14 protein-coding genes and 1 pseudogene are annotated in these 20,683 nt (G+C 37.5%); 10 read left to right on the top strand and 5 right to left on the bottom strand.

Going from position 1 to position 20,683, the window contains the following annotated elements; all coding sequences use genetic code 11:
- Window position 1 precedes the first annotated feature (1 nt).
- The 10 genes and pseudogenes from nuoE to GIY03_RS02190 all read left to right on the top strand — a co-directional run.
- Window positions 2-550, top strand: a complete 549-nt coding sequence (nuoE, locus tag GIY03_RS02235) for an NADH-quinone oxidoreductase subunit NuoE (protein ID WP_457913512.1) — start codon at window positions 2-4, stop codon at window positions 548-550.
- Window positions 550-1,893 (top strand): NADH-quinone oxidoreductase subunit NuoF, encoded by a 1,344-nt coding sequence (gene nuoF / locus GIY03_RS02230; protein ID WP_457913976.1) that lies wholly within the window; start codon window positions 550-552, stop codon window positions 1,891-1,893. Before nuoE ends, nuoF begins: the two co-directional genes overlap by 1 nt.
- Window positions 1,894-3,125: 1,232 nt before the next feature.
- Window positions 3,126-5,864: an NADH-quinone oxidoreductase subunit NuoG gene (nuoG, locus tag GIY03_RS02225; protein WP_457913511.1), complete on the top strand. Its 2,739-nt coding sequence runs from the start codon at window positions 3,126-3,128 to the stop codon at window positions 5,862-5,864.
- Window positions 5,864-6,829 carry an NADH-quinone oxidoreductase subunit NuoH gene (nuoH, locus tag GIY03_RS02220; RefSeq protein WP_457913975.1) on the top strand — a complete coding sequence of 322 codons (966 nt, stop codon included), beginning with the start codon at window positions 5,864-5,866 and terminating at the stop codon, window positions 6,827-6,829. Before nuoG ends, nuoH begins: the two co-directional genes overlap by 1 nt.
- A gap of 14 nt (window positions 6,830-6,843) precedes the next feature.
- On the top strand, window positions 6,844-7,386 hold the full coding sequence (gene nuoI, locus GIY03_RS02215) for an NADH-quinone oxidoreductase subunit NuoI (protein WP_457913510.1): 543 nt from the start codon (window positions 6,844-6,846) through the stop codon (window positions 7,384-7,386).
- An 11-nt stretch (window positions 7,387-7,397) separates the two neighbouring features.
- Window positions 7,398-7,955: an NADH-quinone oxidoreductase subunit J gene (gene nuoJ, locus GIY03_RS02210; protein ID WP_457913509.1), complete on the top strand. Its 558-nt coding sequence runs from the start codon at window positions 7,398-7,400 to the stop codon at window positions 7,953-7,955.
- Entirely contained in the window at window positions 7,952-8,254 is a 303-nt protein-coding gene (gene nuoK, locus GIY03_RS02205; protein WP_457913508.1) for an NADH-quinone oxidoreductase subunit NuoK, read from the top strand. The genes nuoJ and nuoK overlap by 4 nt, the downstream gene beginning before the upstream one ends.
- A complete protein-coding gene (gene nuoL, locus GIY03_RS02200; protein ID WP_457913507.1) occupies window positions 8,251-10,098 on the top strand; it encodes an NADH-quinone oxidoreductase subunit L in 1,848 nt (615 codons plus the stop codon). Before nuoK ends, nuoL begins: the two co-directional genes overlap by 4 nt.
- A gap of 89 nt (window positions 10,099-10,187) precedes the next feature.
- Window positions 10,188-11,714, top strand: a complete 1,527-nt coding sequence (nuoM, locus tag GIY03_RS02195; protein ID WP_457913506.1) for an NADH-quinone oxidoreductase subunit M — start codon at window positions 10,188-10,190, stop codon at window positions 11,712-11,714.
- 5 nt (window positions 11,715-11,719) lie between these two features.
- A pseudogene (locus tag GIY03_RS02190) lies at window positions 11,720-12,457 on the top strand (proton-conducting transporter transmembrane domain-containing protein); the annotation flags it as partial.
- A 4-nt stretch (window positions 12,458-12,461) separates the two neighbouring features.
- Here GIY03_RS02190 and GIY03_RS02185 read toward each other — a convergent pair.
- From GIY03_RS02185 to trmD, 5 genes are all read right to left on the bottom strand, one after another.
- A complete protein-coding gene (locus tag GIY03_RS02185; protein ID WP_457913505.1) occupies window positions 12,462-12,689 on the bottom strand; it encodes a hypothetical protein in 228 nt (75 codons plus the stop codon).
- 2,645 nt (window positions 12,690-15,334) lie between these two features.
- Complete coding sequence (gene tyrA, locus GIY03_RS02180; protein ID WP_457913504.1) at window positions 15,335-16,456, bottom strand: bifunctional chorismate mutase/prephenate dehydrogenase; 1,122 nt, start codon at window positions 16,454-16,456, stop codon at window positions 15,335-15,337.
- A 6-nt stretch (window positions 16,457-16,462) separates the two neighbouring features.
- On the bottom strand, window positions 16,463-17,536 hold the full coding sequence (locus tag GIY03_RS02175; protein ID WP_457913503.1) for a 3-deoxy-7-phosphoheptulonate synthase: 1,074 nt from the start codon (window positions 17,534-17,536) through the stop codon (window positions 16,463-16,465).
- Window positions 17,537-19,518: 1,982 nt separating this feature from the next.
- Window positions 19,519-19,866 carry a 50S ribosomal protein L19 gene (gene rplS / locus GIY03_RS02170; RefSeq protein ID WP_457913502.1) on the bottom strand — a complete coding sequence of 116 codons (348 nt, stop codon included), beginning with the start codon at window positions 19,864-19,866 and terminating at the stop codon, window positions 19,519-19,521.
- Window positions 19,867-19,908: 42 nt separating this feature from the next.
- The gene (gene trmD / locus GIY03_RS02165; RefSeq protein WP_457913501.1) at window positions 19,909-20,679 is read right to left on the bottom strand and encodes a tRNA (guanosine(37)-N1)-methyltransferase TrmD; all 771 of its coding nucleotides are present in this window, start codon (window positions 20,677-20,679) and stop codon (window positions 19,909-19,911) included.
- Window positions 20,680-20,683: the final 4 nt, after the last annotated feature.

The following is a 20,683-nucleotide window of genomic DNA, read 5'->3' as shown; positions in this document are numbered from 1 at the left end:
TATGCATGTTAAAAAAAATAGTCATGTACTTAAAAATCCGCTTGAGTGTGTTGATGCAATTAACACACGGGGGTCTAATATTTTTCAATTAAGTCAAAAAGAACGTGATGCAATTGAGCATGAAAAACTTCATTACGAAGACCCGCGTGCTGTATCTATCGAAGCTCTGAAAATTGTACAGAAGCAACATGGTTGGGTTCCGGACGGTGCAATTTCTGTTATTGCGGATATATTAGGTATTTCGGCTAGTGATGTAGAAGGTGTAGCTACGTTCTATAGTCAGATTTTTCGTCAACCTGTAGGACGTTATGTGATTCGATATTGTGATAGCGTTGTTTGTTATATTACTGGTTATCAGGATATTCAAACAGCTCTTGAAAAAACGTTAAACATCAAGCCAGGTCAAACTACTTTGGATTATCGCTTTACTCTGCTACCAACTTGTTGTATAGGTAACTGTGATAAAGCGCCGACTATAATGATTAATGAGGATACATATAGTCAACTAAAACCTGAAGGTATTAAGATGCTACTAGAGCGGTATCAATGATTAAAAATATTCTGCGCACTCCTGAAACACATCCACTAACTTGGCGGCTACGTGACGATAAACAGCCATTGTGGTTAAATGAATATTGTAAAAAAAACGGCTATACTGGTGCAAAGAAAGCTCTTAAAGAGCTGCAGCCTAACGAAATTGTTAACTTAGTAAAAACGGCTGGATTAAAAGGTCGTGGTGGCGCTGGTTTCTCGACTGGTGTAAAATGGAGTTTGATGCCACAAGATTCCTCCATTCATATCCGTTACCTGTTATGTAATGCCGATGAAATGGAACCTGGTACTTATAAAGATCGTTTACTCATGGAGCAGTTACCACATCTGCTTGTAGAAGGTATGGTAATCTCTGCTTTTGCGCTTAAAGTTTGTCGTGGTTATATCTTTTTGCGTAGCGAGTATATTGAAGCAATGATTCATTTACGGCGCGCTATTAAAGAAGCTACGGAAGCTGGTTACTTAGGTAAAAATATTTTAGGTACCTGTTTCAATTTTGACTTAATAATTCACACTGGTGCTGGTCGTTATATCTGTGGTGAAGAAACTGCGTTGATCAATTCACTAGAAGGTCGTCGTGCTAATCCACGTTCTAAACCTCCATTTCCAGCGTTTTCTGGTGCGTGGGGTAAACCAACTTGTGTTAATAACGTAGAAACATTATGTAATATACCAGCAATCTTGGCAAATGGCGTAAAATGGTATCTCAATATCTCCAGTAGTGAAGATAAAGGAACAAAGCTGATGGGTTTTTCTGGCCGAGTAAAAAATCCGGGTGTTTGGGAATTACCATTTGGTACTACAGCACGTGAGATCTTTGAAGACTATGCTGGTGGCATGTGTGAGGGTTTACATTTAAAAGCTTGGCAACCAGGTGGTGCAAGTACTGATTTTTTAACGGCTGATCACCTGGATCTTCCGATGGAGTATGCTGCGCTCGGTAAAGCTGGTAGCCGTCTTGGTACTGCGTTAGCGTTAGCGGTAGATAACACGATCAGCATGGTGTCTCTAGTGCGAAATCTGGAAGAATTTTTTGCTCGTGAGTCTTGTGGCTGGTGTACGCCATGCCGTGACGGTTTACCGTGGAGCGTGAAAATTTTGCTCGCATTAGAAAAAGGAAAAGGGCAGCCGGGCGATATTGAAACTCTCGAGCAGCTATGTAGTTTGTTAGGCCCAGGAAAAACTTTTTGCGCGCATGCACCAGGTGCAGTAGAACCATTGCAAAGTGCGATTAAATATTTTCGTGCAGAATTTGAGGCAGGCATTACCTCTCAGCACTTTGATAGTTGCATCGCAATTAATGGTATTCAGCCAAACAATCTGTTAACACAGCGTTGGTAATGTTAGGCACAACAGGATATTTAATGGGATATTTAATATAGCGGTTATACGTAATCACCTAAGTATATAATCGGCATTAGTGCACTTAGATTGTACTTATAATAACATTGTTTAGAAGCAACCTATAGTTTGCAATCTTTTTAATTTCAGATAAGTTCATTTTTTAATGTTTTTAAAAGTTATAGTAGCAAAAACATTATTTCTATAAGAATTTTCTTAAATATCAGTGATAAACGGGAATTTCTTATGTTTTTTTGAAAAAACTATCAATGATGTACTCGCGTTTGACATCAATCGTAGCAACAATGTCTATTGCAAGACCGCACAAACTATAGTCATCATTTTTGTATGTTATGTGCTGATTATTAATGATATATTTATTAATATGCTTTTGATGCAGGACAGACATAGCTTATTAGTATTTAAGTAGTCCTGAGAGATAGGTGCAAGTTACAATATAGCCTGGAAGGTTGAGCATAAAACAGATGGCGATGTTTAAGTACGATGAAGGTGTTTTCTGTAGGATTATTGAAGTTAAGCATACCTGTTTGAATGTTAATACTTAAGACAACGTGACTTCAATTACATAAGTGATTACTTTTGTAGCTTTTGGTGCCAGATAATAAGTAGCGATATCTTTATAAATTTAATTTTATCAATGAAAGGGATTGCTATTTGAGCATTTACTAATGCAATGTACTACATTATTCATTTTAATAGTTGATAATTAGTGATAGCTACTAATTACATCTAAAGTATTCAAGGATTTTAATAATCGGTATACGCGATATATCATTGATAGTGATGTGGTGGTACCATTGGCAAGATTATATCCTTAAGAAGATGACTTACTGTATTAGTAAATTTTAATAACGCGATTCATCATCCTAATTTAGGATGCACAGTAAAGATAAGTATCGTTAACCAGCTGACTCTGAGTATCGCTTTAATGCATCATATAATTAGGAGTACTAATATTATTTGTTTAATAACAAAAATAAAGTGTTTTTGATGCATACCAGTTTTGAGGCGAGTTAAATTATATACGCAATAATAATAGCCTGCATGTTAATGCGTAGAGAATAATAAAATCATTTTAAGGCGAACAAGCGGCCACTGAGAGGCATATTCAGGGTTTAATCAACCGAACGATGTGTATCAACGCAGTCCGACAATACAGTAGAAACGTAAAGGATGAAAATTATTGCAGTCTCACTGGAAGTACGCTAACTATGGTTATGATTCATATAGACAACAAAAAATATGACGTCAAGAGTTCGCACAACTTATTGCAGGCCTGTCTTTCTCTAGGTTTTGACATTCCTTATTTTTGTTGGCATCCGGCGCTAGGTAGTATCGGTGCTTGCCGACAATGTATGGTAAAACAATATCAAAACCCGGAAGATACGCGCGGTCGTTTGGTAGTCTCTTGTATGACAAAAATATCTGATGGCATTTTTATCTCCATCAATGATAAAGAAGCAAAGCAGTTTCGTAAAAACGTAATTGAGTGGTTAATGACTGCCCACCCACATGACTGTCCAGTTTGTGAAGAGGGTGGTAATTGTCACTTGCAAGATATGACAGTAATGACTGGCCATAGATTCCGTAGATACCGGTTTACTAAACGCACCCATAATAACCAAGAACTAGGACCATTTATTTCACATGAAATGAATCGCTGTATTTCCTGCTATCGTTGTCTTCGTTACTATAAAGATTATGCGGATGGTACTGATTTCGGTGTATATGGTATGCATGATAACCTTTACTTTGGTCGTGTTGAAAGTGGATGTTTAGAAAGCGAGTTCTCTGGCAACCTAGTAGAAATCTGCCCGACTGGTGTCTTTACAGATAAAACTCAGTCTGAACGCTATAATCGAAAATGGGATATGCAATTTTCTCCAAGTATTTGCCAGCAGTGTAGTATTGGTTGTAACACTAGTCCAGGCGAGCGCTATGGTGAAATACGTCGCATAGAAAACCGATATAACAGTAGTATAAATTACTATTTCCTCTGTGACCGTGGCCGTTTCGGTTATGGCTATGTAAATCGACAGGATCGCCCGCGTCAGCCACAGCAGTTGCGTAGTAACGGTTGGACTAATGTAAATATTGAGCAGGCGATAAAAGGTGCCGTAGAGTGCCTACAGAAGGCAAAAAAAATTATAGGTATAGGATCGCCTCGCGCTAGTATAGAAAGTAATTTTGCACTACGTGAACTTGTTGGAGCTAAACACTACTATACTGGAATTTCTCAGGCAGAACAGTCTCGCTTAGCGCTAATATTAAAGATACTAAAAAATAGCGGTATTTATACTCCAGCATTACATGAAATTGAAGAGTATGACGCAGTATTAATACTAGGTGAAGATATCACACAAAGCGGGGCACGTATGGCGCTATCGGTGCGTCAGGCTGTTAAAGGAAAAGCACGCGCTATGGCTGCTACGCATCGTGTTGCTGACTGGCAGATCTTGGCAGTACAGAACATTGGCCAGCTCGCAAAATATCCGCTATTTATCACAAATGTTGATCACACTCGTTTAGACGACATTGCATCTTGGAAGTACTGTGCACCAGTAGACGAGCAAGCACGCCTTGGTTTTGCGATTGCACATGCGCTAGATAAGGTATCACCAGCAGTGCACGATCTATCTGACGATTTATACAAGAAGGTTGATATTATTGTACAGGCGTTAACTGATGCACGTAAACCATTGATCATAACTGGTAGCAATGCCGGCAGCGAAGCTATTATTAAAGCAGCAGCAAATATCGCTAAGGCATTAAAAGGTCATCATAAAAACGTTGGAATAACTTTTTTAGCGAGTACCGCAAACAGTATGGGTCTAGCGATGATGGGTGGCGGTTCACTCGATCAGGCTTTGGAGCAGGTGAGTAGCGGTGACGCTGATACTGTGATCGTCTTGGAGAACGATCTTTATCGTCATGCTCCCGCGGTACTAGTAGATGCTGCACTTGAAAAAGTGCAAAATTTAATCGTCATTGATCACCAGCGCACAGCTATCATGGATAAAGCCCACCTGATCCTATCAGCTGCAAGTTTTGCAGAAAGCGACGGTACCTTAGTCAATTACGAAGGTCGTGCACAGCGCTTTTTTAAAGTATACGATCCTTCTTACTACGATGACATTCAAAAGAAGGACAAGCGTACCCTAATTCTAGAAAGCTGGCGTTGGATTCATGCTTTGGATATCACCTATGCTCGTCGTGCCATAGTCTGGTCGCATCTCGATGATGTGATTGCCGCCTGTGCTAATTCTGTGCCCTCGTTACGAGGTATTACGCATGCTGCACCAGATGCAAGCTTTCGTGTTTGTGGGCAGAAATTAGCACGTTCTCCACATCGATTTAGTGGTCGTACCGCTATTCGCGCACACATTAGTGTGCATGAACCGCGTCAGCCGCAAGATAAAGATACTATGTTTGCTTTTTCGATGGAAGGTAGCAGCAGTGCGTGGGCTGATCATCAACATATTCCGTTCGCTTGGTCTCCAGGTTGGAATTCGCCTCAAGCTTGGAACAAGTTTCAGGTTGAGGTAGGTGGAAGACTGCGTTATGGCGATCCTGGCATACGCTTGATTGAGGCAGGAGACAGTAGCTTGGAGTATTTTACCCACGTGCCCGACCCTTTTAATGCACGCAACGGTTGGTATGTCGCACCTTACTACCATCTTTTTGGTAGCGATGAGTTGTCGCAACGTTCCAGTGTAATACAACAGCGTATGCCAGATGCTTACGTTATGATGAACCCTGCGGATGCTTTACAGCTTGGTATTAATTCTAGTGGTATACTGGAGTTTAGTTGCATGGGGAATTGGTTACGTTTGCCGGTATGTTTAAGTTCAGATTTATCTCAGGGTCAGATTGGTTTACCGCTTGGATTTCCGGGGATTTCACCGATTTTTGTAGGTGAAAAAGCTGAAAATTTACGAGGAGTAATATGATGAGTGGGTTTACTGCTGAGATAAATGCTATTCTAAAGTCGGTAGTGATCTTATTGACGGTGATTGCTAGTGCTATATTAATGAGTTTTTGCGAACGTCGTTTACTTGGTTTGTTTCAAAATCGTTACGGACCAAATCGAGTCGGTTGGAATGGTTCATTGCAACTAGTCGCTGATATGATTAAAATCTTCTTCAAGGAAGATTGGGTGCCAAGATTTACTGACCAGGTGATCTTTACTTTAGCACCGATGATCGCTTTTATTTCCCTGTTATTAGTGTTTGCTATTATTCCGGTTAGCCCTACTTGGGTAGTTTCTGATTGTAACATTGGTGTTTTATTCTTCTTGATGATGGCAGGTGTAACGGTCTACGCTGTTTTACTTGCTGGGTGGTCAAGCAATAATAAGTACGCGCTGTTAGGAGCCATGCGTGCCTCAGTGCAAACTCTGAGTTATGAAGTCTTTATTGGCTTATCGCTGATGGGTGTGGTGGCACAAACAGGATCATTCAATATGCGGGCTATTATTGAATCACAGGCGCATCTCTGGAACATTATCCCGCAATTTTTTGGTTTTATAACTTTTGCAATTGCCGGTGTAGCAGTATGTCACCGTCACCCCTTTGATCAACCAGAAGCTGAACAGGAACTGGCTGCCGGTTACCATATTGAATATTCTGGTATGAAATTCGGTTTATTTTTTGTGGGTGAATACATTGGTATCATAACTGTATCTGCCTTAATTGTAACGTTGTTTTTCGGTGGTTGGATGGGCGCATTTCTACCACCTTTGGTGTGGTTTTTAGTAAAAACAGTTAGTTTTATGATTATATTTATTCTAATCCGTGCTGCATTACCACGTCCGCGTTATGATCAAGTAATGTCTTTTGGGTGGAAGGTGTGTCTACCTCTAACACTGATGAATCTACTGACTACAGCTTCAATAATTTTGTACACTGGTAAATAATGAGCAAATAAATCATGACGTTAAAAGAGTTGATCGTTGGTTTTGGTACTCAGTTGCGTAGTATTTGGATGATTGGATTACAAATCTTCTCTAAGAGAGAAACCCAACTTTATCCAGACGAAGCAGTGTATTTACCGCCACGTTATCGTGGTCGCATAGTGTTGACGCGGGATCCAGATGGCAAAGAACGTTGTGTCGCTTGTAATCTGTGCGCTGTAGCTTGCCCAGTTAGTTGTATTTCATTACAAAAAACAGAACAACCAGATGGTCGCTGGTATCCGGAATTTTTCCGGATTAATTTTTCGCGCTGTATTTTTTGTGGTCTATGTGAAGAAGCTTGCCCAACGACTGCCATCCAATTAACGCCGGATTTTGAGATGGGTGAGTTTAATCGTCAGGATTTAGTATATGAAAAAGAAGATTTATTAATATCAGGACCAGGTAAATATCCGGAATATAATTTTTATCGGATGACTGGGATAGTGATTGACGGTAAAAACAAGGGTGATGCTATCAACGAAGTTAAACCAATTGATGTTAAAACTCTATTACCATAGGGAAAAAATGCATGGAAATTATATTTTATGTGGCAGGCTTAGTGGCAGTCTTCACAACACTGCGTGTTATCACGCATACTAATCCTATGCATGCACTGCTGTATCTAATTGCGATGGTATTAGCGATTTCAGCAGTATTTTTCTCCCTTGGCGCTTATTTTATAGCTGGACTGCAGGTTATCATTTACATGGGTGCAATTATAGTATTATTCGTATTCGTAGTAATGATGTTAAATCTCGAAGACGTAAGGCAACAAGAACGTAGTTGGACGAAAATGAAGGTTTGGATAGGTCCCAGTCTAATATCCTCAGCATTACTGGTAGTACTGATTATCGCTGTACAGAGTCTATCAAATCAGGGTATTAGTAGCGAGATAGTGGATACTAAAAATGTGGGGATGTATCTATTCGGGCCTTATCTTTTAGCAGTTGAACTAGCTTCCATGCTGCTTTTGTCAGGGCTTGTTGTTGCTTTTCACGTTGGTCATGAGAAAAAATATAGTGAAGTTATAAGCAATGTATCAACAAGTCGCCAAAAGATCACAAGACACTCGGAGAAGAAAGCATGATCCCTTTTCAACATGGCCTCATTCTGTCGATAATCTTGTTTATACTCGGGTTTACGGGGGTGCTTGTTCGTCGTAATCTGCTATTCATATTAATTAGTCTGGAGATCATGATCAACTCTACGGCGTTAGCATTTATCATCGCGGGAAGCCACTGGGGTCAGACAGACGGACAAGTCATGTATATTTTAGTGATTAGCTTAGCAGCATCGGAAGCTAGCGTTGGTTTAGCCTTTTTACTACAACTCTATCGCCGCCGTCATACTCTAGATGTTGACAAGCTTAGTGAGATGTGCGGATGAATGTATTATATTTAACTATTTTTCTTCCATTTTTAAGCTTTTTGTTATTAGCTTTCTCTCAGGGTCGCTGGTCTGAGAATATGACGGCAACCGTCGGCGTAGGCTCTATTGGTTTAGCTGGATTAGTTAATCTTTATATCGTGATAGATTTTTATTCTCCGACAACGAACAGCGCATTGTTATTCCAGCAAAATCTGTGGCATTGGATTGTTGTCGATGATTTTAAGATCGGTATCACGCTTCTGTTGGATAGATTATCGCTCACCATGTTATCAGTGATTATTGGTGTGGGTTTTTTGATTCATATTTTTTCCGCCTGGTATATGCGAGGCAAAGAGGGTTATTCACGTTTTTTTGCTTATACTAACCTATTTATTGCTAGCATGGTACTATTAGTACTATCAGATAATTTGCTAGTGATGTATGTAGGTTGGGAGGGTGTAGGTTTATGTAGTTATTTATTGATTGGCTTTTATTATAAAAACCCGAGCAATGGCGCAGCAGCAATGAAAGCCTTTATCATAACCCGTATTGGTGATGTATTTTTAACATTTGCATTGTTTATTCTTTATAACAAATTAGGTACATTGAATGTTTTTGAATTAATTAGATTGGCTACGAAAAATTTAGCAGTGAATGATACTACGACCACTTTAGTAACCTTGGCGTTACTTGGTGGTGCAATTGGTAAGTCAGCGCAGTTACCATTTCAAACTTGGCTAGCCGATGCTATGGCGGGGCCCACTCCAGTTTCCGCGCTAATTCACGCAGCTACAATGGTAACTGCTGGTGTCTATTTAATTGCACGTATGAATTTTCTATTTTTAATGGCACCTGCGGTATTGTATCTAGTTGCCATTATTGGTGCATCAACGTTGTTATTAGCTAGTTTTGCTGCATTAGTTCAGACAGATATTAAACGTGTGCTTGCGTACTCCACTATGAGCCAGATTGGTTATATGTTTTTAGCGTTAGGGGTACAAGCATGGGATGCTGCAATCTTTCATATGATGACTCATGCATTCTTTAAGGCATTACTATTTCTATCAGCTGGTTCAATAATTCAGTCTTGTCACCATCAGCAGAATATTTTAAAGATGGGAGGACTGTGCAAGAGAACTCCATTGGTTTATGTATGTTTTTTGGTAGGTGGTGCAGCCTTGTCGGCACTACCGTTTATAACTGCTGGTTTTTTTAGTAAAGAAAAGATCTTAGCGGGCGCTATGGCTAATGGTCATTTTTACCTCATGGTTATTGGTTTAGTTGGAGCATTCATAACGTCGTTATATACTTTTCGAATGATTTTTATCGTATTTCATGGTGAAGAGAAGATTATACCTCATACAAATTATAGTGTTACTCACCATCTACCTCTGCTGGTTTTATTAGTACTATCTACATTTATTGGTGCGCTATATACTCCATTCTTTCAAGGCGTTCTTCCAGAGACTGCTCAGTTAGCGTATAGCAATATGCTTTATCTAACAAGTATTTCCGGCATTGTGGTCATACTTGGTATCCTTTTGGCAGCCGCGCTATGGCTAGGCAAACGCAAGTTTATTACTAAGATCACCAATAACACATTGGGGCGTTTTTTCTTACATTGTTGGTTTCATGCTGGGGGCTTTGACTGGTTGTATAGCCACGTCTTTGTTAATCCGTACTTAGGCATAGCGAAGTTATTAAAACATGATCCGATAAACTTGCTGATAAATTTTTTTGTTGTATTCCTTCGTTGGGGAAACGTCAGACTAACAATAAGCGAAAACGGCCAGGTTCGTTGGTATATTGCTTCTATGGGGATGGGTGCAGTGATTGTATTGATGATATTAATTTTGATGTAATTATTTAATTAAAACAGACATATTGATACTAAGTGTCCGTTTAGCTCTATGTATAAAATAAAATTATTTGTATAGGAAAACTAAACGCCATGCTATTACTTTGGTTAATCCTTATCCCCTTTATAGGTGGTCTGTTATGTTGGCAGCTAGAATGCTGTAGCGCTACGGTACCACGTTGGATTGCATTAAGCACAACAGCGCTGACGTTAGCGATTTCTATAAAATTATGGTTACAAGGAGGTTACGGATTAAGCATACCACCAGGAATTTTACAATGGCAAACTGAATATTTAGTGACTTGGATCCCGCGTTTTGGTATCTCTATCCATCTAGCATTAGATGGTCTATCACTCTTAATGGTCGTATTAACAAACCTTTTTGGTTTTCTAGCGATTCTTTGCTCATGGTGTGAAATTCAGAAATATCAGGGATTTTTCCACTTTAACTTGTTATGGATATTGGGTAGTGTAATTGGTGTTTTGATAGCTATCGACTTGTTCTTGTTCTTTTTCTTTTGGGAAATGATGTTGGTGCCAATGTATTTCTTGATTGTTTTATGGGGGCATAAAGCATCGGATAGAATGACTCGTATTACCGTTGCCACTAAGTTTTTTATTTACACTCAGGCTAGTGGGCTTTTGATGCTGCTTGCTATTCTTGGTTTGGTATTTATGCACTACTATACTACTAATGTATGGACTTTCGATTACGAAAAACTATTGCATACCTCAATGCCAAATAACATGCAGTATTTATTAATGCTAGGTTTTTTTGTTGCCTTTGCAGTGAAAATGCCTATAGTACCGTTTCACGGCTGGTTGCCAGATGCACATAGTCAGGCGCCGACTGCAGGTTCTGTTGATTTGACGGGGATTGTATTAAAGACCTCAGCTTATGGTTTATTGCGTTTTAGCTTACCGTTGTTCCCAGAGGCTTCTCGTGCATTTACACCGATCGCTATGTGGTTAGGAGTATTGAGCATTTTCTATGGCGCTTGGATGGCATTTTCTCAGACTGATATGAAGCGTCTGATTGCTTATACCTCAGTTTCGCATATGGGATTCTTGCTAATTGCTATTTATAGTGGTAGTCAAGTGGCTTATCAGGGTGTAATGATTCAAATCATAGCGCATAGTATTTCTGCGGCCGGAATGTTTATTATCTGTGGTCAACTATATGAACGTTTGTACACTCGCGACATGCGCAAGATGGGGGGCTTATGGGGGCGTATTAAATATATGCCTGCGCTATCGTTATTTTTAGCAACAGCGATGCTAGGAATGCCTGGTACTGGTAATTTTGTTGGTGAGTTTATGATTCTTTGTGGAAGCTTTCAGTTAGCACCAATAATAATTGTAATATCGACGTTTGGTTTAGTATTTGCCTCGATTTACTCGTTAAGTATGATGCAGCGTATCTACTATGGTACACCAAAATCCGATCAACTATTGCCTAGTATGACTGTACGAGAATTATGCATCATTTTATTATTAGTAGCGTTACTGGTTCTATTGGGTACATACCCACAGCCTATCTTCAGTACTTCTTCGGCTGCTATGAACAACATACAACATTTATTTTGCTCACCTACTACAAGTAATCTTATAAGGTCGTGATTGCCATGACAATTACTCCTCAACAATTAATCGCGCTATTACCGATTTTAATTATCGGACTAACAATTTTAGTGATAATGCTAATTATCGCATGGCGCCGCGATCATTGCATTACTGTTGTTCTCGCAATGTTTGGGCTTACTCTAGCATTACTCTCGTTATATTTTGTTGCTCAAGCTGGCCCCATGGATGTAACTGTGTTGTTACGAATTGATTATTATTCAATGTTCTATAGTGGGCTGGTGATGTTAGCTAGTCTGGCAACTTGTGCCTTTGCCTATTCATGGCTCATTGGTTATCCAGGAAATTGTGAGGAGTTTTATCTTCTGGTTTTAATTGCCACTATAGGAGGCATGGTGCTTACGAGCGCCACTCATCTAACGTCACTGTTTCTTGGTATTGAGTTGCTCTCGTTGCCGGTATTTGGTTTAGTAGGATATTCCTACCGACAGCATCTTCCTTTAGAAGCTGCTATAAAATATATGATTTTATCCACTACTGTATCATTATTTCTGCTATTTGGTGTGGCGCTATTATATGCTGCATCTGGCGATTTATCTCTAGCTGGTCTAGGAAAAAGTTGGCAAGAAAATTTGATGAATAAGCCAATTCTCCAAGCTGGTTTAGGCATGATAATTGTTGCTCTAGGTTTTAAATTATCGTTAGTGCCTTTTCAGTTGTGGACGCCTGACGTTTATCAGGGCGCACCTGCACCAGTCTCAGCCCCATTACTCTCACCATCCCTCCCTAATCATAAAACTCTGACTTCCATCTAAAAAACCAAAAATCTTTCACTATCACCACCATCCCATCACCTACATTCACACCTAAACTCTCAACCATAACACACCAAGATAGTAACAAACACATTTCCATATACACCCCACACAACCCCCTAAACAATGTAAAACCTCTAATTCCCCTAAATTCAAACACAAACATAAAATCAATCCCCCATCCCACTACACCACACATAACTCACCCAGATTTTACACATACCATTAACAAATAATATACTAACTTTTTCCAACTTCTCATATCTATAAACCACACACTACCACCACATCTAATTAATCATCAACACATCAAACCAAACTCCCCCCTTAAACAACATCCACCCCCCCCTCTAACACAACTACACATCCATATCATCTTCATACCTATCTCATTACACCCTAAACCCAATTAAATCAATTTACACTAATCAAATACAGTCAATTTTCTACTACCTACAAACATTAATTGACCACTATAATCTACTATTAATATACCACCTCAATACAACATTCAAACCTATACCCTTAAATCAACAACCACCAATACTCCTATTCCAAACCCACCGTCCCATCCCCCTCCCTTTACAATCACTCATTTTTTCCAGAATACTAAACTCCCCCCAAATCATTAAAACTTCCACTCCACTCACCCACCAAAAAAATCATAATTAACCCCCCCCCCCTTCACCTAAGAACATCCAATACCAGCCCCCCTAACCAAACCCAATAATCAAACCCACAACACAAAAACAACATACACAATACATTATTATATACCCTATTATAACAAAACAAGTAATCCATATAATTCCATTCCAAAAAACTTACCAATACCCTAAAGTTCCTAAATTTGCAAAGTAAGTAGGTTATATTACAATAACCTATTGTTTTATTATTTTTAATTAGTGCTGCGTATCGGACTGTACCGATCATTACTTTGTCAGATCATTTTGTACATTACGTAACAAGATCATGTGTCAAATAGTATGTTTTTAGTTGTTTTACACTACTCCATTACAGGGTCACCCTCAAAACTCTAAGGTCGATTAAACTTTTTATAGTTTGTTTCTTTTTTAAATTCCGAGACTTTCTAGCTCATCCATGTTTATAATTTCCTAAGTTCAATGCTAAGAGTATTGTTTCTGAAATAACTGGAATATTTGTAATTTACGTAAATCTTCAGCATGAGTTTGGGTGATAGTGCGATACTGCTGCTAATACTAATGTTTCACGAACTACTTTATTTTAGAGTGTGCGACGTTTTTATTTAGCATCGTAGCTTATTGATTGTGCAACCAATGCTATTTGTAGTGATTAACGCGATACATATTAAAAATATTTAACACCATTATACTGCTAATATAAAATTTTAAGCACCTTAACTACTGTAGCCTGTTAAGTTAGATAAACGTTAAAAGCACAGTTGCTTTTAGGATTGTATCCTATATTGTAAAACGCTGTATACTTTATTAACTGTAAGATTTGTGAGAGATACTCGCTAGTGGTCTCACCCAGAATTTTTATAGTTATTATTGTATTAAAGTATAAAGGATATATTTCTGGTGATTGAAAAGTGTTATTTATGGCATGTAGAAAGAATCTTATATCCTAAAAGAAACTTTTAAAAAATAATTAAAAGTATTATAAAAACGGTGATGTATGTATCAAAGTGCTTTTATCAAAGCAAATAGCGGTTGTTTGTTTTTTTACTTCCTTGATTTCTACGAGAGTATATTATTAAATAATAAATAGGCTGTAGAAAGGTAAGTAACGCTTTATTACATTTATCACGATTTTTTAGTCTTGCTCTAGTTCTATACATTAATTACCTTATTTATTTGAAATCAAGGTATACCTTTAGTTTGTTGAGCGAGTTATTGTTTGTTGATATTATAGAAGTCATTCTTATGAGTAAGTGTATTATTTTGGACGAATCACTGTCTTACGTATATTATTAGGGCTCAGTGAAACTATAGTATATAAATAAACATAATGGTTTAATAATTTTCTATCTTGTTTTCTTTAGCAGAAGTAAACAACTATTTTGTTAGATTTACTCTATATTTTAAATACATATTTTAATAAGAAATATTTAATCATCACTCTTTCTGCTTCTAGCTTTAAATTGATGACCTATTTATTGTATTTGCATATTGTATATGCTACATAAATTAGTTATCCTCAGTCAATATTATTGAGATATAGCCATTGCGTTATATTTAGTATAACCGCATAAGAGATACCTGTACTATACGTTTAGTTTTCTCTGCTCTTTACGTTGTTTGATCTGCAGCTGAATATTTTCAGTGTTTATAAGTATACTGAGACACGCATCTCTGCAAAAATACAGAGAATACACACTATATCTTACTTTTATCGATTAAAGTTAGTAGAATATCTGGGTTATAATAACGTGCTTTCTTAATGCGGTATCTGTCACTATAGAAGTTGCATGCCATGTGCTCTATAGAAGTGTGTTAAAAAATCTAGTTGTAGTATAGAGTGGATGTATAAAAATACAGTATTCTGAATGACTGCACATACAGTGATAACATATTACTTTTGTTATCCTGATTTTCGAACAGCTATATGTTTGTAATAATTACTAAGCGCATCACGTAATCATTTTTATTAGTAATAGCATTCTATATTAGTTGAAGTATATTCAGTATTATATAATGATCAGAGCATTATAAGATTATATTCAGGTCTAACTTAATCAAAAGTAGACAGGATAAGGTCTGTTTACTGGCTTGATGAAAGTCCTAAAATTTCGTCAAGGCAAAAAATTACTGATAATCAACCTCTTCATAAAAGAGGGTGATTACAGCCTAATCTTTAATGTTATTCACGATTGTCGTGAGCTTGACGTAATAATGTGCGACTCTCCATTAAGAAACGCTTGGCGTGACAGCCGAACCATTGCGCTACTATTTGGAAGCTATTTATAAATGCTTGTTTATCATTATTTTCTAGTAACTTTATCGCCTCACCGAAACGTTGGTAATAACGTTTAATTAGTGCGATATTTTCTTCCGTAGACATGATGATATCGGCGTAGAGTTGTGGGTCTTGTGCAAATAGCCGGCCAATAATTGCTAGTTCTAGGTGATAAATTGGTGAAGATAAGGCTAATAGGTCTTCCAACTGAACATTTTCTTCCTTCAAATGCAGTCCATAAACAAAAGTGGTAAAATGGCGTAATGCTTGGATAAATGCCATATTCTGATCATGCTCGGGTGCACTAATACAATGTAAGCGTACGCCCCATACTCGTAATTGTTCTAAAAACCACTGATAAGCTTCCGGTTGGCGTCCATCGCAATAGATTACTACCTGCTTAGCTACACTACAAACATCAGGACCGAACATAGGATGTAACCCAAGTACTGGGCCAGTATGCACTGCTAACATTGCGTTTAAAGGTCGAGTTTTTACTGATGTTAGATCTAGCAGAATACAATCGTCTGGTAGTGAAGGTAGTTTGGTAATTACCTGCTCGGTGATATGAATGGGTACACTAATAATTACCATCCCAGCATGCATTAGTAATTGCTTTGCTTGTGGCCAGTCTTTCTTATCGAATGTCCTGACTTGGTACCCAGATAATGTCAGAAGGCGCCTAAAAATTCCTCCCATCTGACCATTTCCGCCGATAATAACGATCAGGCGAAGTTTAGGATTCAAAGTTTTAAAACCTTTATCATTTTCACTGACGTAAGACTCACGCATAATCCGGCGTAATATATCTTCAATTAGATCTGGTGGCACACCAAGGTTTTCTGCTTCTTTGCGTCGTGAGGCTAGCATTGCTACTTCACGTTCAGGGATATAAATTGGTAGCCCGTATCGGTTTTTTACTCCACCTACTTCTTCTATTAGAAGCAGGCGTTTGGCTAATAACTCTAATAGCGTTTTATCTACTATATCAATTTGATCGCGTAACATAGTTAGTTCAGTTATCATGATTCTCTATTCTCCTACGCGGGTTGCTAGCGTAACACCGAGTTCCTTGTGTATATAGCGCAGCAAGATCTCCGTGCTCTCCCAGTTAATACAGGCGTCAGTCACGGAAATTCCATAACGCATATTCATACGCAGTTGTTCGGGTGACTGGTTACCTTCGTGTAGGTGACTTTCTAACATAATTCCAGTAATGGAGCGATTACCAGATTTAATCTGTTCTACGACTGACTTGGCAACTGTTAGTTGACGACGATAATTTTTATTTGAATTTCCATGGCTACAATCTATCATTAAAGATGGATGGTGTCCTGCATCACGTATCTGTTTTTCACAGGCAGCAACGTCTTCTGCACTATAGTTTGGAGTCTTACCTCCACGCAAAATTACATGAGTATTTGGGTTACCTTTAGTTTGCAGAAGACACACTTTCCCGGCTTGATTAATGCCGACAAAACAGTGTGGCATGGCGGCAGCATGCATAGCATTTATAGCAGCTCCTAGGCTACCATCAGTACTATTTTTAAAACCGACTGGCATGGATAGACCTGAAGCCATTTCACGGTGCGTTTGTGATTCTGTGGTACGTGCCCCAATCGCTGACCAACTGAACAAGTCTCGTAAGTATTGCGAGCTATTTGGATCTAATGCTTCAGTAGCTAAAGGCAATCCCATTTTTACTAAATCTAATAGCAGTCGCCGTGCTATATGTAAACCAGCCTCGATATCAAATGAACTATCCATATATGGATCGTTAATCAAACCTTTCCACCCAACAGTGGTTCTAGGTTTTTCAAAATATACGCGCATAACGATAAATAGTTGATCTTTTAATTCATCTGAGAGGTTTTTCAAATAATGAGCATAATCTATGGCTACATCTGGGTCGTGGATAGAGCAAGGGCCGCATACTACTAAAAGACGATGATCACGTTTTTGCAAAATATCACTAATCGTGTTGCGAGTATGAGAGATTTTCTTTTCATGATCAATACTGAGTGGGAATTTTTGTTTTAGTTTTTCCGGTGTAATTAAAGCTTGTTCTATATTAGCATGTACATTACTAATTGCGTCTTTTTGCATTATTTTATACCTGTTTTTTCTATTTAGCATCAAAATGGAATCTGAACATCCCTTAGTATCTTAGCTTATCATGATGTGTAAAAGTTTGAACCTAAAAGATATAAATAAAAAGATCACTAATATACTTTGGGAAAAGATAAGATATAAAAGTAGTAAATATATAAAAATAATTAATGTTAATAGTGCTTTTATGTATAAATATAAATACTTAAAGTGTAAGGATTCCTGTATGTAAAAGGTTATAAAAAATAATTTACATAGTACTTTTATAAAAGTAATTTCAGTATGTCGTCCAAGCATGATAATGCTTAGTATTTTATATCTATCATGTAATAAGTTTTGCAAAGATAATAATAGAGCGATAAATTTAGCTTGGAATAAATTTGAATAGCACTCGCGTTATGCTATGAACTGCATCTAAGGAATAAGGTGATTGATTTTAAAAATTAATTAGTACTAAGGTAAATAGAATGCATAAGAAAGTTTACGCATATATATCGGAAATATATGAGGTATAGTGAATAGATTATTAATTTTTGCTATTTTCAAGGTTTTACGGAGTTTACAGCTTTCGTTTAGGTAATAGCTCTGTGTGTGTTAAAGTGCTTTTGTTAATGCACGGAAGACTACTTATTAAACAGCGTGAGTCATGATATCTAATTTTTAGTTTTCACAGGCGCTAAAAGTATGAAATTATATTCTCTTTTATTGCAGCTTACCCAGGATAGAGAACAATAAATCGTGTGGTTCCTGGAAAGTAGAATGATCTTATATAGTTATTTAAGAGGGACTTCTTATTATAGCTTAATGATCTGTGTGAGCAGAATACGTAGTTTATATTGCACATTATGCAGAGATGCAGACCAGAACACCTTATAGATATCTCTGAAAGTAAGGAAATTGTAGTCTTGTATCTGCTTGCAGTGAATGTAGTATATAAAATGACTGCATTAAAAGACAATGATTAAATATGCTCGTATCAGTTAGCTAAACTTAGTTTTCTATTTTTATAGTGTAACTTTTCTCTAAACTGTAAGCACAGAGTATTGTAAGCAATTTAGATATAAATGCTTTTTATAGGCTCAAAAGTACGATTCTATCATCTGTCGCTCCTTACTATTTTAACTAGCGTACCTACCATTATTATTGATATATATTATGTTTATTATAGATGCCCCTCTCTTTAGTAATACAGTATGTTCAGGTAACATCTGGACTAGTTATAATTTATAGTTTGACTACTCATAAAATTCGAGGTTACTAAAAACACCAGTATAACCTGGTGCAGTGACAATATAATTTATGTGCTATGGAGTAATAGCAATGATCTTCTGACATACGCGTGTCTAAAATATATTAAGCAGGTCATATTATCATTATAATTTACATAACTCCAAATACTTCATTGACAAAAATAGTTGGCTAGATGATTATTTTAATAATGTTAATTAGCGCGAGATATTCATGAGTAGTGATAATCATCAAATTTAGGAGACCAGTAAATATTGCTAAGTAGTATTTAATCTAAGAGTTCGCCATGATGAGCATCATGGCGGTAGATTTTAAATAAAGCACTAGCTTATAAAGAATAATATTTCTTATGTTAACTAACAGATAACACCAGAATTGCTCAGATTATTGTGTGTTGATAAGTAAAGTTATCATGTTGAATACGGAAATGTTGATGAATGTAACTATTAACAATCAATGTCTAGCTTTATGATTTATACACTATAAAATTATAAACAAAACTATCAGGATCAACTGCTAAGAGCGTTGCTACTGCACTGTTAGTAACACTCTGATTCATAGAGTATAATCTTTGCTAACTATGGGCTTATATTATGGTATAAAAGACTTTATTTGGTCAAGGATGTATACCGACATATAGCGCTTGTTATGTAGATTTATGAGAAATAAACGTTTTACTAAAAAGGAAAATAACAATAGTTATTAGCTTTTTATTTAGTACAATTTGAATGTTAGTTAAGACGTTCTTTAATACGAGCTGCTTTTCCAGTGCGGTTCCTTAGGTAATACAGTTTACTTTTACGCACAGCACCACGACGTTTGATGTGAATACTATTAATTATGGATGAGTGAGTCTGAAATACTCGTTCAACACCTTCGTTGTTAGAAATTTTACGAACAGTGAATGAAGAATTGAGACCTCGGCTACGAATAGCGATCACCACGCCTTCGAATGCCTGAAGACGTTTTTTATTACCTTCAACCACCCATACTTTTACCTCTACAGAATCACCTGCACGAAACTTGGGTACATCTCGCTTAATTTGTTCTTTTTCAAGTTGTTGTATAATATTATGCATAATATATATTCTACCTTAGATAAACTGATTTATCTGGCTCATTTAATATGAGACTTTATCATATTCCTTTTGTTTAGCCTTATGTTCTTGTTGGAATTCAGTCAACAATGCTGCTTGTTTGTCAGTTAGAGAGAGACTTGCTAAGAGCTCAGGTCTTCTTAGCCAGGTACGACCTAGCGACTGCTTCAATCGCCAACAACGTATATTAGCATGATTGCCTGATAATAAAACTGGCGGAACTTCTATTCCCGCTAACACCTTTGGACGGGTATAGTGGGGGTGATCTAATAATCCATGAGCAAAGGAATCTTCTTCGACTGAATTCTTGTGTTTTAATACACCGGGTATAAAACGGGCTACTGCATCAATCAAGATCATTGCTGGTAGTTCTCCACCACTAAGCACGTAATCGCCTATTGACCATTCTTGGTCAATTTCTGTTTGAATCAAGCGCTCATCTATTCCTTCGTAACGACCGCAGACTAAAATTATACGTTTATTATTTATTAGTTCGTACACGCCGGTTTGATCTAATTTTCTCCCCTGAGGTGATAGATAAATTACCTTTACGCTATCCCCTGCCACTGATTTAGCTGCATTGATAGCTGTTCGTAAAGGTTGGGTCATCATTAGCATCCCGGGGCCACCACCGTAGGGACGACCGTCTACAGTACGATGTCGATCATAGGTAAAATGACGTGGATTCCAATACTGTATACTTAGTAAGCCATTTTTTACTGCCCGACCAGTTATCCCGTAATCAGTGATTGCGTGAAATATTTCAGGAAATAGACTTATAATACCAATAAACATAAGT

Source organism: Candidatus Gillettellia adelgis (genome assembly GCA_020541285.1).
Taxonomy (GTDB): Bacteria; Pseudomonadota; Gammaproteobacteria; order Enterobacterales; family Enterobacteriaceae; genus Gillettellia; species Gillettellia adelgis.
The sequence above is the reverse complement of the archived record's forward strand: the minus strand, read 5'-3'. Positions and strand labels throughout refer to the sequence as shown.

What these genes read in the sequence shown, in the direction of transcription:
- nuoE (WP_457913512.1), top strand. Translation starts at nt 2, where the DNA reads ATGCATGTTAAAAAAAATAGTCATGTACTTAAAAATCCGCTTGAGTGT.
- nuoG (WP_457913511.1), top strand. Translation starts at nt 3,126, where the DNA reads ATGGTTATGATTCATATAGACAACAAAAAATATGACGTCAAGAGTTCG.
- nuoH (WP_457913975.1), top strand. Translation starts at nt 5,864, where the DNA reads ATGAGTGGGTTTACTGCTGAGATAAATGCTATTCTAAAGTCGGTAGTG.
- nuoI (WP_457913510.1), top strand. Translation starts at nt 6,844, where the DNA reads ATGACGTTAAAAGAGTTGATCGTTGGTTTTGGTACTCAGTTGCGTAGT.
- nuoJ (WP_457913509.1), top strand. Translation starts at nt 7,398, where the DNA reads ATGGAAATTATATTTTATGTGGCAGGCTTAGTGGCAGTCTTCACAACA.
- nuoK (WP_457913508.1), top strand. Translation starts at nt 7,952, where the DNA reads ATGATCCCTTTTCAACATGGCCTCATTCTGTCGATAATCTTGTTTATA.
- nuoL (WP_457913507.1), top strand. Translation starts at nt 8,251, where the DNA reads ATGAATGTATTATATTTAACTATTTTTCTTCCATTTTTAAGCTTTTTG.
- nuoM (WP_457913506.1), top strand. Translation starts at nt 10,188, where the DNA reads ATGCTATTACTTTGGTTAATCCTTATCCCCTTTATAGGTGGTCTGTTA.
- GIY03_RS02185 (WP_457913505.1), bottom strand. Translation starts at nt 12,689, where the DNA reads ATGTGTGGTGTAGTGGGATGGGGGATTGATTTTATGTTTGTGTTTGAA.
- tyrA (WP_457913504.1), bottom strand. Translation starts at nt 16,456, where the DNA reads ATGATAACTGAACTAACTATGTTACGCGATCAAATTGATATAGTAGAT.
- GIY03_RS02175 (WP_457913503.1), bottom strand. Translation starts at nt 17,536, where the DNA reads ATGCAAAAAGACGCAATTAGTAATGTACATGCTAATATAGAACAAGCT.
- rplS (WP_457913502.1), bottom strand. Translation starts at nt 19,866, where the DNA reads ATGCATAATATTATACAACAACTTGAAAAAGAACAAATTAAGCGAGAT.
- trmD (WP_457913501.1), bottom strand. Translation starts at nt 20,679, where the DNA reads ATGTTTATTGGTATTATAAGTCTATTTCCTGAAATATTTCACGCAATC.